The 16,238-nt window shown below is 58.5% G+C and carries 14 protein-coding genes and 1 pseudogene; 10 read left to right on the forward strand and 5 right to left on the reverse strand.

Annotation, left to right across the window (positions count from 1 at the left end):
- Positions 1 to 23 precede the first annotated feature (23 nt).
- The 4 genes from YWU_RS0106090 (at position 24) to YWU_RS0106105 (ending at position 4,414) form a co-directional block, all read left to right on the forward strand.
- Positions 24 to 1,199 carry a glycoside hydrolase family 76 protein gene (locus YWU_RS0106090; protein ID WP_027019767.1) on the forward strand — a complete coding sequence of 392 codons (1,176 nt, stop codon included), beginning with the start codon at positions 24 to 26 and terminating at the stop codon, positions 1,197 to 1,199.
- A gap of 99 nt (positions 1,200 to 1,298) precedes the next feature.
- Entirely contained in the window at positions 1,299 to 2,333 is a 1,035-nt protein-coding gene (gene fbaA, locus YWU_RS0106095; protein WP_027019768.1) for a class II fructose-bisphosphate aldolase, read from the forward strand.
- Positions 2,334 to 2,679: 346 nt separating this feature from the next.
- Positions 2,680 to 3,075, forward strand: coding sequence for a DUF3151 domain-containing protein (locus YWU_RS0106100; RefSeq protein ID WP_034647301.1), 396 nt, complete (start codon positions 2,680 to 2,682; stop codon positions 3,073 to 3,075).
- 25 nt (positions 3,076 to 3,100) lie between these two features.
- Positions 3,101 to 4,414 carry an FUSC family protein gene (locus tag YWU_RS0106105; RefSeq protein ID WP_051260102.1) on the forward strand — a complete coding sequence of 438 codons (1,314 nt, stop codon included), beginning with the start codon at positions 3,101 to 3,103 and terminating at the stop codon, positions 4,412 to 4,414.
- Positions 4,415 to 4,422: 8 nt separating this feature from the next.
- Here YWU_RS0106105 and YWU_RS0106110 read toward each other — a convergent pair whose 3' ends face one another.
- Positions 4,423 to 5,328 (reverse strand): hypothetical protein, encoded by a 906-nt coding sequence (locus YWU_RS0106110; RefSeq protein ID WP_240484068.1) that lies wholly within the window; start codon positions 5,326 to 5,328, stop codon positions 4,423 to 4,425.
- A gap of 75 nt (positions 5,329 to 5,403) precedes the next feature.
- On the opposite strand from YWU_RS0106110, the gene YWU_RS0106115 reads away from it, so the two are divergent.
- Positions 5,404 to 6,693, forward strand: a complete 1,290-nt coding sequence (locus YWU_RS0106115; RefSeq protein ID WP_027019772.1) for an adenylosuccinate synthase — start codon at positions 5,404 to 5,406, stop codon at positions 6,691 to 6,693.
- 148 nt (positions 6,694 to 6,841) lie between these two features.
- On the opposite strand, the gene tatA is transcribed toward YWU_RS0106115, so the two are convergent.
- A complete protein-coding gene (gene tatA / locus YWU_RS18785; RefSeq protein WP_027019773.1) occupies positions 6,842 to 7,120 on the reverse strand; it encodes a Sec-independent protein translocase subunit TatA in 279 nt (92 codons plus the stop codon).
- Positions 7,121 to 7,316: 196 nt separating this feature from the next.
- Between tatA and YWU_RS0106125 the strand changes: the two genes are divergently transcribed.
- Positions 7,317 to 8,462, forward strand: a complete 1,146-nt coding sequence (locus tag YWU_RS0106125) for a glycerophosphodiester phosphodiesterase family protein (protein ID WP_084141876.1) — start codon at positions 7,317 to 7,319, stop codon at positions 8,460 to 8,462.
- A gap of 149 nt (positions 8,463 to 8,611) precedes the next feature.
- Here YWU_RS0106125 and YWU_RS17475 read toward each other — a convergent pair whose 3' ends face one another.
- The 3 genes from YWU_RS17475 to YWU_RS0106140 all read right to left on the reverse strand — a co-directional run bounded on the left by YWU_RS17475 (position 8,612) and on the right by YWU_RS0106140 (position 10,510).
- A complete protein-coding gene (locus YWU_RS17475) occupies positions 8,612 to 9,193 on the reverse strand; it encodes a hypothetical protein (protein WP_027019775.1) in 582 nt (193 codons plus the stop codon).
- 124 nt (positions 9,194 to 9,317) lie between these two features.
- Complete coding sequence (locus YWU_RS0106135) at positions 9,318 to 10,028, reverse strand: GAP family protein (RefSeq protein WP_051260103.1); 711 nt, start codon at positions 10,026 to 10,028, stop codon at positions 9,318 to 9,320.
- Positions 10,025 to 10,510, reverse strand: a complete 486-nt coding sequence (locus tag YWU_RS0106140) for a GbsR/MarR family transcriptional regulator (protein WP_027019777.1) — start codon at positions 10,508 to 10,510, stop codon at positions 10,025 to 10,027. The genes YWU_RS0106135 and YWU_RS0106140 overlap by 4 nt, the downstream gene beginning before the upstream one ends.
- A gap of 467 nt (positions 10,511 to 10,977) precedes the next feature.
- Here YWU_RS0106140 and YWU_RS15510 point away from each other — a divergent pair, with 467 nt between their 5' ends.
- From YWU_RS15510 to YWU_RS18585, 4 genes and pseudogenes are all read left to right on the forward strand, one after another.
- Complete coding sequence (locus YWU_RS15510; RefSeq protein WP_169718886.1) at positions 10,978 to 12,252, forward strand: nucleotide sugar dehydrogenase; 1,275 nt, start codon at positions 10,978 to 10,980, stop codon at positions 12,250 to 12,252.
- Positions 12,242 to 13,756, forward strand: a complete 1,515-nt coding sequence (locus YWU_RS0106155) for a glycosyltransferase family 2 protein (RefSeq protein ID WP_084141880.1) — start codon at positions 12,242 to 12,244, stop codon at positions 13,754 to 13,756. Before YWU_RS15510 ends, YWU_RS0106155 begins: the two co-directional genes overlap by 11 nt.
- Before the next feature lie 408 nt (positions 13,757 to 14,164).
- Complete coding sequence (locus YWU_RS0106160; protein WP_205618304.1) at positions 14,165 to 15,517, forward strand: polysaccharide deacetylase family protein; 1,353 nt, start codon at positions 14,165 to 14,167, stop codon at positions 15,515 to 15,517.
- A gap of 565 nt (positions 15,518 to 16,082) precedes the next feature.
- Positions 16,083 to 16,238: pseudogene (locus YWU_RS18585) on the forward strand (ISL3 family transposase); the annotation flags it as partial.

A 16,238-nucleotide genomic window follows, 5' to 3' on the forward strand; every position in this document is an offset into this window, starting at 1 on the left:
TGAAGGCTGAAGGAGGGTGCCCCGTGGAATCCGTAACCCGGACCGAAGCGGAGATTTGGGCCTATCGTGCCGACCTGGCGGAAAAGGCCGTCCGTGACCGGCACGTGAGCAAGCTCTGGGGTTTGCCGCGAACCGCCCTCGGGGTCGTGAGTTGGCCTGCGGTGTTTAAAGACAAGGCATTCATTCGCTGGCACTACTGGTGGCAAGCACACTATCTGGACTGTCAGGTAGATGCGCTGCTGCGGCTTCCGAGTCATTCGAACGTACGCAAGGCGAAGTACATTGTCCGGGCGATCCAGGTCCGTGGCGGCAACCTGTCGAAGAATCCTTTCTATGACGACCGGGCGTGGATGCTCCTGGCCATGGATCGGCTCGACGAAGCCATCGGTAGGACCCGGGAGCGTCGTTCGGCCTCCGCATTGCGCACCGCATTGGATGCTGGCCGAGACCGGAGTTTGGGAGTGCTGCCGTGGCAGAACAGTGGTCTGTTCTTCAACGTTCCGGCCAATGGTCCCGCCGCCATCGCTTTGGCACGCGCCGACCGGTTGGAAGAAGCGGCCGAGCGGGTGGACTGGGTTTTCGACAACCTCATTGATCAGCGTGGCCTGGTGCAGGACGGCGTGCGGCTGACCGCAGCGGGCCAGGAGATCGTGCCGGACACCTTCACCTACAACCAGGGTGTGGTGATTGGCGCATGCCTGGAACTGGTCCTCAGGTTGCGCGATGCCGGGCATCGCGAACAGTCGGTTAAGTACCTCACCAGAATCCACAAATTGGTCCACGCCACCGCAATGCATCTGGCGACTCCGAACAACGTCATCAAGGGAACCCCCGGCGCCGACGGAGGGCTTTTCGACGGCATCCTCGCCCGCTACCTCGCCCAATGCGCAACCAGGCTTCCCGACGACGACAGGGTCAGCCGGGCCACCCGCCGAATCTGCGCACGGCTCGTGATGTCCTCCGCTGAGGCAGCCTGGCAGCACCGACTCGAGGTCGATGGGCTTCCACTGTTCCCCGCCGAGTGGAGCCGCAACGCAGTGTTCCCGCAGGGTGGGGGCCTCTCTGGTGGCTTGGTCGTTGGCACACCCAATCCTGCGAAGGCACAGGAGAGAAATCTGTCGGTGCAGCTCTCGGGCTGGAAGCTGATGGAAGCCGCTGCGGTTGTCTCCACACAGACGAGGGATTCAGAGGACACCTAAACGTGTGGCAGTAGGCAGATCCTTCCGGAACGGGGCATAATCGGGGGGGAAGCCAGGGCGTGTCCAGCGCCCATCGACCACTCGATTCGGAGGCCACACATGCCCATCGCAACGCCCGAGATCTACAACGAGATGCTGGATAAGGCGAAGGCGGGTGGATTCGCTTACCCGGCGATCAACTGCACTTCCTCGGAGACCATCAACGCCGCACTGCGCGGCTTCGCCGAGGCTGAGTCCGACGGCATCATCCAGTTCTCCACCGGCGGTGCCGAGTTCGGCTCCGGTCTGTCCGTGAAGAACAAGGTCGCCGGTGCCGTCTCCCTCGCCGCCTTCGCACACGAGGCAGCGAAGAACTACGGCATCAACGTCGCGCTGCACACCGACCACTGCCAGAAGGAAGTTCTGGACGAGTACGTCCGTCCGCTGCTGGCTATCTCTCAGGAGCGCGTCGACCGCGGCGAGCTTCCTCTGTTCCAGTCCCACATGTGGGACGGCTCGGCTGTGCCGATCGACGAGAACCTGGAGATTGCCCAGGAGCTGCTGGCCAAGTCGGTCGCAGCGAACATCGTCCTAGAGATCGAGATCGGCGTCGTTGGCGGCGAAGAGGACGGCGTTGAGGCTAAGGCCGGCGCGAATCTCTACACCACCGAAGAAGACTTCGAGAAGACCGTCGACGCCCTCGGCCTCGGCGAGAACGGCCGCTACCTGCTGGCCGCCACCTTCGGCAACGTCCACGGCGTCTACAAGCCAGGCAACGTGAAGCTGCGCCCGGAGATCCTGGACTTGGGCCAGAAGGTCGCAGAGCGCGTCAGCGGTCAGCCGGCCGGTTCCAACCCCTTCGACTTCGTCTTTCACGGTGGCTCCGGCTCCGAGAAGGAGAAGATCGAGGAGGCGCTGGGCTACGGCGTCATCAAGATGAACGTCGACACCGACACCCAGTACGCTTTCACCCGCCCGATCGTCGGTCACATGTTCTCTAACTACGACGGAGTTCTGAAGATCGACGGTGAGGTCGGAAACAAGAAGGTCTACGACCCGCGCTCTTACATGAAGAAGGCAGAGCAGGCCATGGCAGACCGCGTCACCGAGGCATGCCGCGACCTGCACTCGGTCGGCACCTCCGTCTCGAAGTAACAATCGACGCCGGGGAGGCTATAGTCCCTCGACCGCCGAATTAGACCCGCCGGAACCACCTGGTTCCCGGCGGGTTTTCTGATGTAAGAGATAAAACGTGGTGGGCGGGTAGCTCGGGAGCATCGCTCGAGAGCTGTGACCTCTGTGCGAGCGCCGAGCACCCTGTAGACGTCGCATATCCGAGTTCACTGGGCAACATCTACAGGGTGTTCGGGCTACGTAGACAGGGGTTCTGTTGGGCAGATACCCAGCGATCGCCGGTCGCGAGCATGGGGCTATGGCAGTCAATCTCACCTCGGCGCCCAGACACAGGTTTTCCTCACGTGTTTTGGGCACAATGGGCGACATGGAAATGAAAGACATGATGGCCCCGAAGCCCGTCCACCTTCCCGCTCTGGAAGTCACCGGGGATTCCCCGGAGGCGCGAATCCGTTCCAACCCTGTGGATTCGGCATCCTGGGCAGATCTTGCGGAGGCCTCACTGGACGGCGACCGCCCAATTGAGGCGTACGCCTTCGCCCGCACCGGCTACCACCGTGGACTCGATCAGCTCCGCGGCAATGGCTGGAAGGGCTTCGGCGCAGTGCCGTGGTCCCATGAGCCGAACCGAGGCGTGCTGCGCTCCATCGCTGCACTGGCACTTGCGGCACGCGCCATCGGCGAAGACGCAGAGTTCGATCGCTGCTTGGCTCTGCTGCAGGACTGCGACCAGACTGCGGTGGCCGAACTTGGCGTGAAGTAACCGGCGGACTGACCACGGGGGACCAATGGACGAACAGGACCGCAGGAGGGACCTCTCCGAATTCGCGGAGGCGGTGAGCTACCCGGCATCACGGGCAGCGTCGAGTCTGCGCGCCCGGATGCGGCCGCGAACCCGGGTGCTCCGGGGTGTGGAGGAAGTCCGCTCCCGGTGGCTCCTGATCGTCCAGGCCTCATTGGCCGCAGGGCTGGCGTACTGGTTCGCCAAGGATGTGCTCGGGCACTCCAACCCGTTCTTCGCTCCTATGGCTGCGTTCATCAGCCTCAACGTGATGACGCGGGGCCCGCGGCTGAAGCACTCGATGGAGATCGTCGTCGGGGTAACCCTCGGCGTTGGTGTCGGTGACCTCATCATCGGGGTCCTGGGATCGGGTGTGTGGCAGCTGACCGTCGGCGTGTTTGTCGCGATGATGATTGGTGTGTCCCTGGGGCGCGGACCACTGGTGGTAAATCAGGCCGCCAGTTCGGCAGTGCTGATCGCCACGATCATGCCACCAGGCTCTGGGCCTGAGTATGAACGCATGGTTGACGCCTTAGTCGGCGGCGGCATCGGCATTCTGGTGATGGCACTGATCCCTCGCAACCCGGTCAATGAGGCACGGCGCTCGATCGCTCGGGTGGTGCAGATGGAATCAGAGGTGCTTTACGACATCGCGCAGGGACTGCGGGATAACGACATCAGTCGGATGAACGCAGCACTGCAGGCAGGTCGGGCCTCCCAGGGCGACATCACCGCGATGAACCAGACAGTCGCTGACGGCCGCGAATTGGTGAAATTCTCCCCAATGCGAATGCGCAAAGGTGGCCAGCTCCGGACGTTCAACCGGATCGTTGCACCTGTGGACAACGCAATGCGCAACACTCGTGTGCTGGCCCGGCGAGCGATCATCGCAGCAGAGGACCACATCACCGTCTCACCGGAGTTGATTTACCTGGTGGAGAGCACCGCCGACTGCGTGTATTTGGTGCGCCGACTAATGGACAAAACTCCCGATCTCCGGTCGGTGCCAGTGTGGGGTGAACTGCCCTCGGAGCCGGCGGCCGACGGGATCCCCCGTGATGTGCGGGCACTGCTAGAGAGCGGTCAGATCAGATCCGAGGACGTCATCCGAGAATTCCGCAGACTGGCTGCGGCGATGAAACCGGACGTTGTCGAAGGCGCGAGCCTGTCTGAACAGGTCATCTTTGCGCAGTGCCGCTCCGTCATCGTGGACATGCTGCAGGTGTGCGGTCTATCCCGGGAGTCTGCAGCAGCCACGCTGCCTCCGACCAGTGCGTGGCCAGCAGTTCCGCCGGAGGTCTGGGACGAAGACGGGGAGTAACCCGCCGCCTAGCGGACCAACTGCAAGTCCCTCAGGTGGCGGTAAAACGTCACCTTCTCGCGGGGCTTTTTCGCCTCGATGCCATCGCGGACGTAGCGGAAGCCCGGGCCTCCGGCCTGTGCCGCGCGACCGGTCAACGGCTGGTGCATCGTGCGCGGATTGCCCGAGGCATCTGCCAGGCCCTCATTGGGATCGGGAGCCTCTGCGGGCCGGAGCTTCTTAGCGAGCCAACCACGGTCGTCGCTGGGCACCGGAGGCGGGACTTCGGCGGCGATGAGGCCGGGGGCGTCGGGAAGCGGTCGTACTTGAATCCCGTGTGCCCTTCCAGAGAACAAGCAGTGCTCGTCTACCCAGATCTCGCCTTCCAAACCGGCGGTCGAGGAAGGGCCAGTGATTCCAGGTTCGGTGAGGAGGGCGTAGCCGACCACCGCAGCGCCGGTGTCATCGCGCACCAACGGCACCGGGCGCACTGGGCGGGTAAATGCCTCCTGCAGACTCAGCCCGTCGCCGGTATCCCAGTTACGAGTCGAGGGCGTCGGCCCACCAGGGACATGAGCAACCTCGACCCATGCGAGGTTCTTGCGCATCAAATGCGTGACGACGCAGGACAGCGACGCATCCGGCCCCATGACGACCACACGTACCGGCTCCGACGGCGTCTGCGGGGAAAGTTCGGGCGCCCCGAGCTCTTCGACGCGCTTCTGCTTACCAATGTCATCGGGGGTCGGAGCAGTGTCCTTCGGCAGCACTTCAGCCGCCACAGAGTCGATAAACGCCAGATCACGGCGGTTCGGCTTCACCGGAACATCATGGACGTCAACGGTGTTCGACGGCGCCGACGCACCATCTGAGGGCAACTCCGGAAGCTCCTGCGGCTCGCCGACCTGCCCACACCGCACCAAGAGGATTCGCATGAGACTACACTTTAACGCGGTTCCCCGTGCCGGACTGGGCGCGGGGCTGATGCACACAACACAGGAGAGAACACCATGGCCGCAATCGTTCTCGTAGGCGCCCAGTGGGGCGACGAAGGCAAGGGCAAGGCGACCGACATTCTCGGCGGGCGCGTCGACTACGTCGTGAAGCCGAACGGCGGAAACAATGCCGGACACACCGTCGTCGTCGGCGACTCGAAGTATGAGCTCAAGCTCCTTCCGGCCGGTGTCCTTAGCCCGTCCGCGACCCCGGTGATCGGCAACGGCGTTGTCGTGAACCTCGAGGCACTCTTCGAGGAGATCGACGGATTGGAGGCCCGCGGCGCGGACACCTCCAAGCTGCGGATTTCCGCCAACGCACACCTGGTGGCCCCGTACCACCAGATCCTTGACCGCGTCACCGAGCGATTCCTGGGCAAGCGTGCCATCGGCACCACCGGCCGTGGCATCGGCCCGACCTACGCAGACAAGGTCTCTCGCGTGGGCATTCGTGCTCAGGACATCCTCGACGAGTCGATCCTGCGCCAGAAGATCGAGGCCGCACTCGTACAGAAGAACCAGACCCTGGTGAAGCTGTACAACCGCAACGCCATCGACCCGGACGCTATGTTCGACTACTTCATGTCTTACGCCGAGCGTCTGAAGCCGATGATTGTTGATTCGGTGACGATGCTGAACAACGCTCTCGACGAGGGCAAGCACGTCCTCATGGAGGGCGGCCAGGCCACGATGCTCGATGTCGATCACGGCACGTACCCCTTCGTGACCTCCTCGAACCCGACCTCCGGTGGTGCCTGCGTCGGCGCCGGCATTGGCCCGACCCGCATCACCTCGTCTCTGGGCATTATCAAGGCGTACACCACCCGTGTGGGTGCCGGCCCATTCCCCACGGAGCTGTTCGACAAGTGGGGCGAGTACCTGCAGACTGTCGGCGGCGAGGTCGGCGTGAACACCGGACGTAAGCGCCGTTGTGGCTGGTATGACTCGGTGTTGGCGCGCTACGCCTCCCAGGTCAACGGTTTCACCGACCTGTTCGTGACCAAGCTCGACGTGCTCACCGGCATCGGCGAGATCCCCATCTGTGTCGCCTACGACGTCGATGGCGTCCGCCACGACACCATGCCGATGACCCAGTCGGAGTTCCACCACGCAGTGCCGATCTACGAGACGATGCCGGCGTGGGATGAGGACATCACTGGCTGCCGCACCTTCGAGGACCTGCCGGGCAAGGCTCAGGACTACATCAACCGCTTGGAGGAGCTCTCCGGCTGCCGCATCTCCTACATCGGTGTCGGCCCGGGTCGCGATCAAACGATCGTGCTTCACGACGTCCTGGACAACTAACCCACATCCCCATCACCTGGGCATTGGGTCCAGGTGGGATTCACTTGACGAAGATGGAGTGGCGCCTGCTTAGGCGCAGCAAAAACCCGCACATGGATCCATGTGCGGGTTGGTTGTATCTGCCGGCTCTGCGCCGGTCAGGCCACGACTAGCTCTGGCGCGGAGTCTCGTCGCGCAGCGGGTCCGGAGCGTGAGTGGGGTTAGCCGCCGGGTCTGCGATCGGGTTGGTGGTCGGCTTCGGGGCCTCAACCTCACCGTCGATGATGGCGTCACGCTCAGACTCGTGCTTCATCTCCTTGACCTCGGAGCGGAAGACACGCATGGAACGACCGAGTGACCGCGCCGCGTCCGGCAGCTTCTTCGCTCCGAAGAGGAGGATCAGAATCAAAACGATGATAAGGATCTGAGTCGGTCCGATACCGCCCATGTCGAACTCCCAAAAATTAGGCGTTAAGTGATGATTCGCAGGCTACCACCGGCTGGTGTGCTTGGCAGAACGCGCGATCGGCAGGCGGGGGCGATACCCGTCACAGTCGGTCTCTGCGAATCGCCTGAGAATAGCGCAGTTCTCTGGCCCCCGCTCACCAAGCGCGGACTGCCGATGCCTCCTAGTCTTTCTGCCCATGATCACCTCACGTGTCCTGGGTAAAGCCCGTTCAAACCACGCTTCCCGACGTTTGCCTACCCGCACCCTCACTGCCGCACTACTGACGTCGGCTCTGGCCGTCGGGATGCTTCCTACGGCGACCGCCGCACCGAATGAGGTCGCGCCAGATTCTGAGAACCTCAACGCCGCGAACACGAATCCGGCTGCCGCTGAGCGCCTGCCGCAGGTGGATTTCGACCTGCAGTCCCACCGTGGCGGGCGTGGCGAGTGGACCGAGGAATCCGCGGCGGCCTTCCGGAATTCCCTGGCACTGGGTGTGACGACGCTGGAGCTGGACGTGGTGGTGAGCGAAGATGACGTGCCGGTGGTCTGGCACGATCCGGAGATTCAGGACGACAAGTGCACCGATACTGCCCCGGCCACCGAGGGCGATCCGGAGTACCCGTACGTGGGCAAGCTGGTGAAGGACCTCAACTTCGAGCAGCTGCAGACCCTACGCTGCGACCTGGTGCTGGACGGCTTCCCCGACGCCGAGCCGATCGAGGACAACCGATTGATCCAGCTCTCCGACGTCTTCGAGATCGCCGCCAACGCACCGAACGTCCACTTCAACATCGAAACCAAGATTGAGGCCGAGGATAAGGAGCGCTCCCGTGAGCCGGAGGTGTTCGTCGACGCGGTGATGTCGCAGATCGAATCCTCGGGGGTGGCAGAGCGCTCGATGATTCAGTCCTTCGACTGGCGTTCACTGCCGCTGGTGCGAGAGCGCGATGCCAATATGCCGTTGGTGCTGCTGTGGGATGAGACCACCTGGCATTCGGGTACGCCGTGGTCCGGCCCGGTCGATTTCGATGAGGTCGGCGGAGATCCGGTCGCTGCCGCGCGGCAGCTCGACGTCCAGGTATTGTCCCCGTCCCACGCCATCCCGTATGGCTCGAACCCGGATGATGTCGACTATCAGCCGACCGCCACTGCCGAGTTCATCGCGCGGGCTCACGAAGCGGGCCTTCGGGTCGTGCCGTGGACGATTAATGAGGAATCCACGATGCACGAGCAGATCGACGCCGGCGTGGACGGCATCATCACCGATTACCCCACTCGGTTGCGTGCAGTGATGGCTGAGCGCGGCATGGAACTGCCCGAGCCTGCTGCCGCGAGGTAACTTTTTCGGCGATTTCAACGACTTCATTCGGTCGTCAGTTCTCTTCCCCGAACGGCGACGTGCTCCGGCCACGAATCCATCGTGTTGCCGGGGCTTTTCTCATTGTGCAACCAGATTGCCTGGTGTGAACCCGGTGTAAAACACTCCTCTCAATAGTTCTCGACACCGTTTGTGCTGCTTAGCGTCCTTTCATGTACCAGCCGCACATTAAGGAACCGGTGGAGGAGCCCTCCGCCGGAAGGGAACAGCACAATGCCTGACTCAGAACATCCTCTACAAAACCCGGGGCTTGACACAGTGTCGCAGGCGTGCTGTTCAGCATCGCCCTGATCTGCCCCTAGCGGTGGCCGCAGACCCCACCTAAGCCCGCCATCAAACAGCACCGCATCAGGTTGAAAGCCCTCTACATGAGACCACGTGTCATCCCCGAGGTGCAGCTTGGCTTTGACCACCGTTTTATACACCTGATGAATCAGCAATCGGCCTTGCGGCTGGCCGTGGACCGACAGCCACGTAGCGCCCTTAGGATTTTCACGGTGCTTGTCCCACAGCGCACCACCATCATCGAGAACCCACTGTGAAGGAACGATCGTGTCCTCGGTATCCCACACAGCTCGGTGCCCGATACTCACTTGCTGGCGCACCCTGGTGTTCTTTGCTCCCTGGCGCATGATCTGCACCTGAGCCTCCGGCCGGCCGGCGAGCCCGAGCAAAGTACCAATTCTGGGCATGACAACATCGTACCGTCTCAGTAGGGTGTTACTACTCTTCCGAGAAGCAGGTGAGATTTCGAAGCGTCGTTGTCGCTTGGTCTGCGTCGTGTTGTTTTGTGCGGCTATCTATGCGTGAGTATTCTCAGGAGGCAATGCGTATCGTTGCGTTAGCGATGGCCACGGTTCCAATCAGGGTGAGTGTAGCGCCGCTGATGATGGGGCCGTTGCGGGAAAGCCAAGCGTCGAGCCGTCCAAGCGTTGGACCCACGCGTTCATGTGCATGGATTCGAACAAATGTCGCGATAGCGGCAGGGGCGATCATGATGGCGCAGTACACAGCGATCCACGCAGTAATTGCGGAAAACGAGAGCTCCGTGGTGCTGAGCAATCCGATCACGGCAAGATAGGGCACCATCGTGACGAACTCCACTGCGAAAGCTAGCACTGCCAGTCTGATCAGAGCGGCGGATGACCCTGCGGTCATGGCTTGCTTACGCCAGCGCAGTAGCGCCCCGGTGGAGGGTTGTTTTGGTGACGATTTGCCCTTGGCAAGCATCAGCCCGCCAGCGCCAAGTACTACCAGCCCTACCGTGATTTGTATCGCGGCCAAAGAATGATGTGGGAGCTCAAGCAGTAGAGCTCCCCAGTCATCGAGCAGGCGCTCAGCACCCAGTGCTAGCAGCACTCCGGCGATGAAGTAGGACAAGCCAAGTGTGAGCAAGTAGCAGGCTATTCGCCCAAGCTGGATGCGGCCGGGTAAAAGCAGTAACCACAGCGGCAGAAGCGAGGTCCCAAAACTAGTGCTGTCAAGTAGTGCAAGCCCGACGATCATCAGGGCCAAGGACACGGTCACGACGTTTGACCAGCATGGGAAGAGGCACTTCGCTGTCTTTGCCAATCGGCTTTGAGCGCCGGGAGCCGTGCGCCGACAAACTCGTAGAAGTCAGCGATGTCGTCCAGCCCCTGCCGTCGAGGGTCCCGCTCCTCCAGCATCGCTGATCCTTGACGCAGCAACACCGCCTGGTCTGCGTATCCGAGGGCATCAAGGTCATCTTCAAAAGTGGATGCATCGATCACGGCGGTGATCTTGTCGACGCGATCTCCGCGTGAGCGTGAGCGCTGCACTAGGCCGCGTGTCTGCAATGCCGTCACGGCCTGAACAATCGCGCTGCGACTGACTAACAAAGCCTCAGCGAGCTCATTGATCGACTGCGCTGGCCGGTCACACACCGCAAGGTAGCCGAGCATCCGCCCTGCAACGGGCGAAAAATTCAAGTGTTCTGTGTAGAACTGTCCGATCTGGTCGGCGAACAACAATTGGTCATCTCTTGCCATATGCACTTTATAGCACATATGACAGTTGAAACTGTCATATGTGTGTGCCGCGTTACCGGGATCATGCGGTCCGCAACCCCGATGCATCTGAGCTGGAGTGGAACTCTGTGCTGGGGAACACCATTAGCGTTGGGCGAGTGCTCACCAGAGTGTCGCATGGATCTGCTCGATGATGACTACCAGACCGAGACCGGCCAGGACGATGCCGGAGATGATCTGACTCTCGAACGCGTCGCGGCCCGGGGCGGACCGCACACCTAGCACGAGGATGGGCTAACCCAGCAGTTCGGGCCGTTTCGAAAGAAGGTGAAGTGCCCCCAAATTGGTGCCCTAGGAAGAACTTTGGGGAGCTGATTTAGAGAAACCGCACTGACAGTGTAATTATGGACATGTCACATAAGGTGTCGCTCGCGTCGTTTGAGGCTGGTGCACTGCCCCCTCGGATCGTGAATGAAGGTCAACCTCGCATGTCCCTACACAGCAACCGCCATCGCATCGGAATCATTGGGCTCGGCTACGTAGGTTTGCCTACCGCGATTGACCTGGCCAGGAGCGAAAACAACACAGTTGTTGGCTTCGACATCTCCGCGAAAAGGCTAGATATGATTCACGAAAACCGTGTCGATCTCTCACCTGATCGAAGGCGGCTAATTGACGGATTGCTGTCAAGCGGTGATTTGGAGTTGAGCTCCGATCCAGCAGTGCTACATGAGGTCGAGACGGTCATTGTGTGTGTGCCAACACCGGTTGATGAACACCGAACACCTGACCTGAGAGCGCTTCGGTCCGCACGAGATGCGGTAGTTGCTTCTGTGCGACCAGGACAAACCATCATTGTTACCTCCACCACTTACGTTGGGTGCACAAAGGAGATGTTTGTCGAACCGCTACAGCGTCTTGGGTTCACGGTAGGCGAGGATGTCTACGTGGCGTACTCGCCCGAGCGTATCGACCCAGGGGTAACGGGCCACGACCCCAGGCTGACGCCACGTGTTCTCGGCGGCTTCACTAACGAGTGTGCGACGCATGCAGCGACGGTGCTGGGCGAAACATCGTTAACCCTTCATCATGTCTCTTCGCTCGAGGCCGCGGAGACAACCAAGCTTCTGGAAAACACATTCAGAGCAGTGAACATATCATTCGTAAATGAATTTTCTGACATGGCCATCGAGTATGGACTGGACATATCAGAAATCATCGGTGCGGCAGCGTCGAAACCATATGGCTTCATGAAATTTACACCCGGCCCAGGCGTCGGTGGCCATTGCATTCCCTGCGATCCTGAGTACCTACTGTGGGGCATGAAAAAGAAGCACCTGCAGGCTCCCATTGTTGAGGCCACCATGAACTCAATTTCGGCGCGCCCGCTGCGAATAGTCCGAATGATCCGGGACGCGTTGAATGACAGTGGAACACCAATTGCCAAAGCACATGTTCATGTTGCCGGAGTTGCGTTCAAGCCGAATGTTTCGGACGTACGCGAATCGCCAGCATTGGTGATTATGGGCGAACTGGCGTCCCAAGGATGCACTGTGACTTATAGTGATGCGCACGTTGAGACTGTAACCGTCGACGGCCTAACATTCGAGAAGTCACCATCAGAGGTCGCAGCAGAAGCAGATGTGATTCTAGTTCATACTTTGCACGAAGGGGAGACTCATGAGGACTGGCGCAAGTTCTCCAGGCCCGTAGTAGATGCTCTTTTTTCAACGACCTCACCCCTGATATCTCATGCAATCTGAAACGCAGGCGGTTGCCGTTAAAAGTGAATTGGCTTTGCCAGGTGAACAGATATCTCCTCCGGAGGGGTCAGCTGCGTTCATCGATTCTAAAAAATGGGGAGCCCACTCGAGAAGAAGGCGAGACATCCTGCTCTCGGATCCGTCTGCCAGGTCCGCAGGAAAAGTTCTCCTCATTGTCCTAGCGACGTTGCCTATGATTGTGTTCTTAGCAATGCGCCTACCGCCCATTTTTCAGGGGCCGGTGATAGCGATCTATGGCGTAAGTGTCCTGTCGGCAACGATCTTTAACTTTATACTTGCTTTTGGCTTCTATTCGGACCCATCGATTGAGTCTAGTGTCAAAAAACGACATCGGAATACATTTCCTTCTCTTGAAACTAATCCGCGCGTGACACTGCTTGTTGCAGTAATGAACGAAATCGACGTCATCGACCGGTGTGTGAGCTCGCTCGTCGGGCAAAGCTACGACAAAATGGAGGTCGTTGTCATTGATGACTGTTCAACCGATGGAACCACGGAAAGACTTCGGGAGCTTCAGGAGATTTACGACTTTGTTTTAATAGCAAGTCCGATTAACGTCGGGAAGAAGAAGGCACTTGTTCAAGGAGTGGAACAGTCTAGCGGAAGAGTTTTGGCTTTTACTGACTCGGATTGTGTTCTTGCTCCAGATGCGGTTAGCCGCTGTGTCGATGCTCTGATTATGGATCCGCGACTTGGGGCTGTTTCTGGTCATGCGCGGGCGTTAAACGCCGACAGCACTCTGCTCACCAGAATCCAGGACGCGTGGTACGAGGGTTCATTCCGTGTGGTTAAAGCCGCAGAGTCATCGGTAGGGTCAGTGACATGTGTGTCAGGGCCGCTGGCGGTGTTCCGGAAAGAGGCTGTGTGGAACTATTTTCCAGCATGGCAATATGACACTTTTCTTGGCGAGGAGTTTCGTTTTGCCACCGATAGGCAGTTAACAGGATATGTCCTTGGTCAGCGTTGGGTTGGTTCTCGACTCAAAGCGAAATACTCGGAGGATGACTTCGTCGCTGGTCAGGATTATCCAGAACGACGCTGGCAGGTGGGTTATGTGCACTCGGCGAAAGTGTGGACTGTTGTACCAGAATCCATGCAGGCTTTTTTGAAGCAGCAGATCCGGTGGAAGAAGAGTTTCATTAGAAATCTCTTGTTCACTGGATTATTCATGTTCAGACGTGGGCTAGTGCCGTCGATCTTGTTCTATGGGCACTGTGTGTGGGTGCTGGCTGCGCCGGCCATGGCAGCTTTGCACCTTGTGTGGGCTCCGCTGATGGGACTGTGGCTTTTGACTGCATTGTACCTGTGTGGGGTTATTCTTAAAGGAACTATGTGGGCCGCTGCATTTGCTTATGAAAACCCTGGGTCAAACAGGTGGGTGTACAGAATTTTCATGGGATTAGTATCCTCACTGATCCTGTCGTGGCTTTTGCCCTATGCGCTCCTGACGATCCGGCGCGGCGTGTGGTCAAGGACGTTATAAAAATCTATGGGACATCATCGGAAGAAGCGCGCCTCGAACGGCACGGATAAATTTTACGCAAGTGGACTAGCTAGAATTACAAGAGTCCTATTAGTAGTGCTTTTCGTCGTCATTTTGGTTGTCAACTATGTTTTTGTTCTCAGCAGGGGACTAATATTCTAGCATAATGTTTTGTGAATAATTTTAGTGGAGCTATGCATGGGCAAGAAAATACTATCATTTTTTTTGACATCGTCTTTTAGGCTATTGACGATCCTAATAATCGGAGCAACTTTCTTCTCTGCGTACTTCTTCTGGGACTGGGAGCGAACTGTCGGTTTCAGGTCATCGCCCCCGGAGGGGACTCTTTCAGGGGAGGCTCTTCAGCACATGGATTCTCTAGGCGGGATATCTGAGATCGACGGGGCCGTGGCTGAACCGATTGTGTTGAGCTATCATGACATTCGTCCTGATAGTGACGATCCGTCCGTCGAGAGCAGCTCGAGTATTTACACCATTACGCCTTCGTCGTTTCAGGATCAGATGGAGGTTCTTCATAGGTGGGGTTATACGTCGATGACCGCAGCGGAATTCGATTCGTACCTGCAAGGCGATTTCGTCCCGTCCCAGAAGAGTTTTTATTTGACTTTTGACGACGGCACATCAGGTTTATACGAGTATGCTGATCCGATCTTAGAGAAGCTCGGGTTTACTGCAACGTCCTTTTTGATTGGTGCGTACATTGGCGAATATCAACCCTACTATCTGAATTGGCCTAAGATTAGAAAAATGCAAGGCTCTGGTCGCTGGAGTTTTCAGTCTCACTCGTTTGATTTCCATCATAGAGTTGATGGTGGCAGCGGAGAGGTTCCTGCGTATGCACACAGAGGCGTATCGAACGGTATTGTTGAAAGTGACACTGAGTTTAGCGAACGTGTTTCTTCCGACAACGATTCGTTAGATCGTTTATTTCAGGACAATGGATTAGAGCCTGCGACGCAGTTTTCTTTCCCTTTTTCTACTCCAAGCGCTGCTGATACCAAGGATGATTCTTTTCACAAGGTTGCCGTCGATACACAGGTTGACTCGTTCAATGCGGTTTTTACGAATCGTCGAAACCCGTTACCTGTTCTCTCTGATCTCGACTCAAACCCTGATGTTCTTGAACGCCTTGAGATCACCTCTGAGCATTCCACTTCCGACTTCATCGATATGCTGTACCAGACCCAGTCGATCCCCGTCGGTAGTTATGATGCTCTTACGTTAGATGACTCGTGGTTTCAAGGATCTAGGTACGCTGTAGCCCCCGTTGATTTCGACCGGCTGCGACGCGGCGATGGTTTTCAGTTTGAGGCAGACACGTTGCTCTATTCTAAGGCTTTTTGGGCTGCTCAGAGAGCCTCGGGGTGGGATGACTATTCCGTATCTGCGACGGCGAACGCGCTGACGCCGAGCATTTTTGCTGGACTATCTGTCAAGGAGAACTCCGAGGCACATGGTTTGTTGGTCTACGCTTCCTATTCTCGCTACTCTATTTTTAACGGTGGCACACTTGTCGACTATGGTGACCTGGTCGCTTCGCCAACACATACTCTTAGGATCGTCACTTCTGGCGAGCATTCTTCTGTCATCATCGATGGTACGACCGTAGGCTCGTTCCGTACTGGCGTGGGTAAGGGAACGTTCTCGTTGGTCTCTAAAAGAGACGATGTTGCCTATGATTTCCCGGTGTTTTCGAGCGTTAAAACTGGCAGTGCGACTAGTTTTGATGGTGATTACTGAGAGTTCCCATCTGTGCGATGGGGACTAACCTGCATCTTTCCGTGACCCCAGATTTTGCCGGCTGCTCCGGCGGCTTGAGCCGTACTAGGGGCATATTCAGCCCAATGAAATCACTCTTAGGCTCATATCTGGTTGCTGTTGTACCTGATCTAGTTTTTCCAACGTGATTATAAGGTTGAAGTATTTGTGGGTTGGTGACCTGGAGGGAAGCCGATCTTGCGGCTTCGCTACTCGCGCTTTGGGGCTGCGGCCGGTCGAGGTTGGTATTTGGTCGACGGGCCCAGAAACTCTTTTTTCGGGGCTCAGGGCATTTTGTCAATGACTCGCGGGATGCGCGCAGGTCCTGTGATCCAGTCAGCCGAACCCGAGGACAGTGCGAGCAAGACACGGCAGGCTGTGCGATGCCAGCTCACAAGCGCCTCGGTGTCTAGTAAAGGGGCTCTTCACGTTTCGGAGTGCGTAGTTGACCGCGGGGTGGGGTTCGGGGTGGCACAACATATAGGGGTCCTGGCCGGTACAAGATGAGAGTTACGACGCTTCCATCCAACCGAACCAGGACCCTACTGTGCAGCCTACTACTGGCAACCTCGTCGCCGACACCATCTGCCGGACCGCCGAGATCGGCCTGACGATCACCGGTGCCGCCGACGCCGGAAACATCACCATCATCGACGCCACACCCGTGTCCGCGAGCAACACCTGCCCTGACTGCGCACAGTCC

This window comes from Corynebacterium sputi DSM 45148, assembly GCF_000427865.1.
GTDB lineage: Bacteria > Actinomycetota > Actinomycetes > Mycobacteriales > Mycobacteriaceae > Corynebacterium > Corynebacterium sputi.

Excerpts from the sequence above, each read along its gene's own strand:
- YWU_RS0106105 (WP_051260102.1), top strand. The coding sequence starts at position 3,101 with ATGGACGAACAGGACCGCAGGAGGGACCTCTCCGAATTCGCGGAGGCG.
- YWU_RS0106140 (WP_027019777.1), bottom strand. The coding sequence starts at position 10,510 with ATGGCAAGAGATGACCAATTGTTGTTCGCCGACCAGATCGGACAGTTC.
- tatA (WP_027019773.1), bottom strand. The coding sequence starts at position 7,120 with ATGGGCGGTATCGGACCGACTCAGATCCTTATCATCGTTTTGATTCTG.
- fbaA (WP_027019768.1), top strand. The coding sequence starts at position 1,299 with ATGCCCATCGCAACGCCCGAGATCTACAACGAGATGCTGGATAAGGCG.
- YWU_RS17475 (WP_027019775.1), bottom strand. The coding sequence starts at position 9,193 with ATGCCCAGAATTGGTACTTTGCTCGGGCTCGCCGGCCGGCCGGAGGCT.
- YWU_RS15510 (WP_169718886.1), top strand. The coding sequence starts at position 10,978 with ATGTCCCTACACAGCAACCGCCATCGCATCGGAATCATTGGGCTCGGC.
- YWU_RS0106110 (WP_240484068.1), bottom strand. The coding sequence starts at position 5,328 with ATGCGAATCCTCTTGGTGCGGTGTGGGCAGGTCGGCGAGCCGCAGGAG.
- YWU_RS0106125 (WP_084141876.1), top strand. The coding sequence starts at position 7,317 with ATGATCACCTCACGTGTCCTGGGTAAAGCCCGTTCAAACCACGCTTCC.
- YWU_RS0106155 (WP_084141880.1), top strand. The coding sequence starts at position 12,242 with ATGCAATCTGAAACGCAGGCGGTTGCCGTTAAAAGTGAATTGGCTTTG.
- YWU_RS0106115 (WP_027019772.1), top strand. The coding sequence starts at position 5,404 with ATGGCCGCAATCGTTCTCGTAGGCGCCCAGTGGGGCGACGAAGGCAAG.
- YWU_RS0106100 (WP_034647301.1), top strand. The coding sequence starts at position 2,680 with ATGGAAATGAAAGACATGATGGCCCCGAAGCCCGTCCACCTTCCCGCT.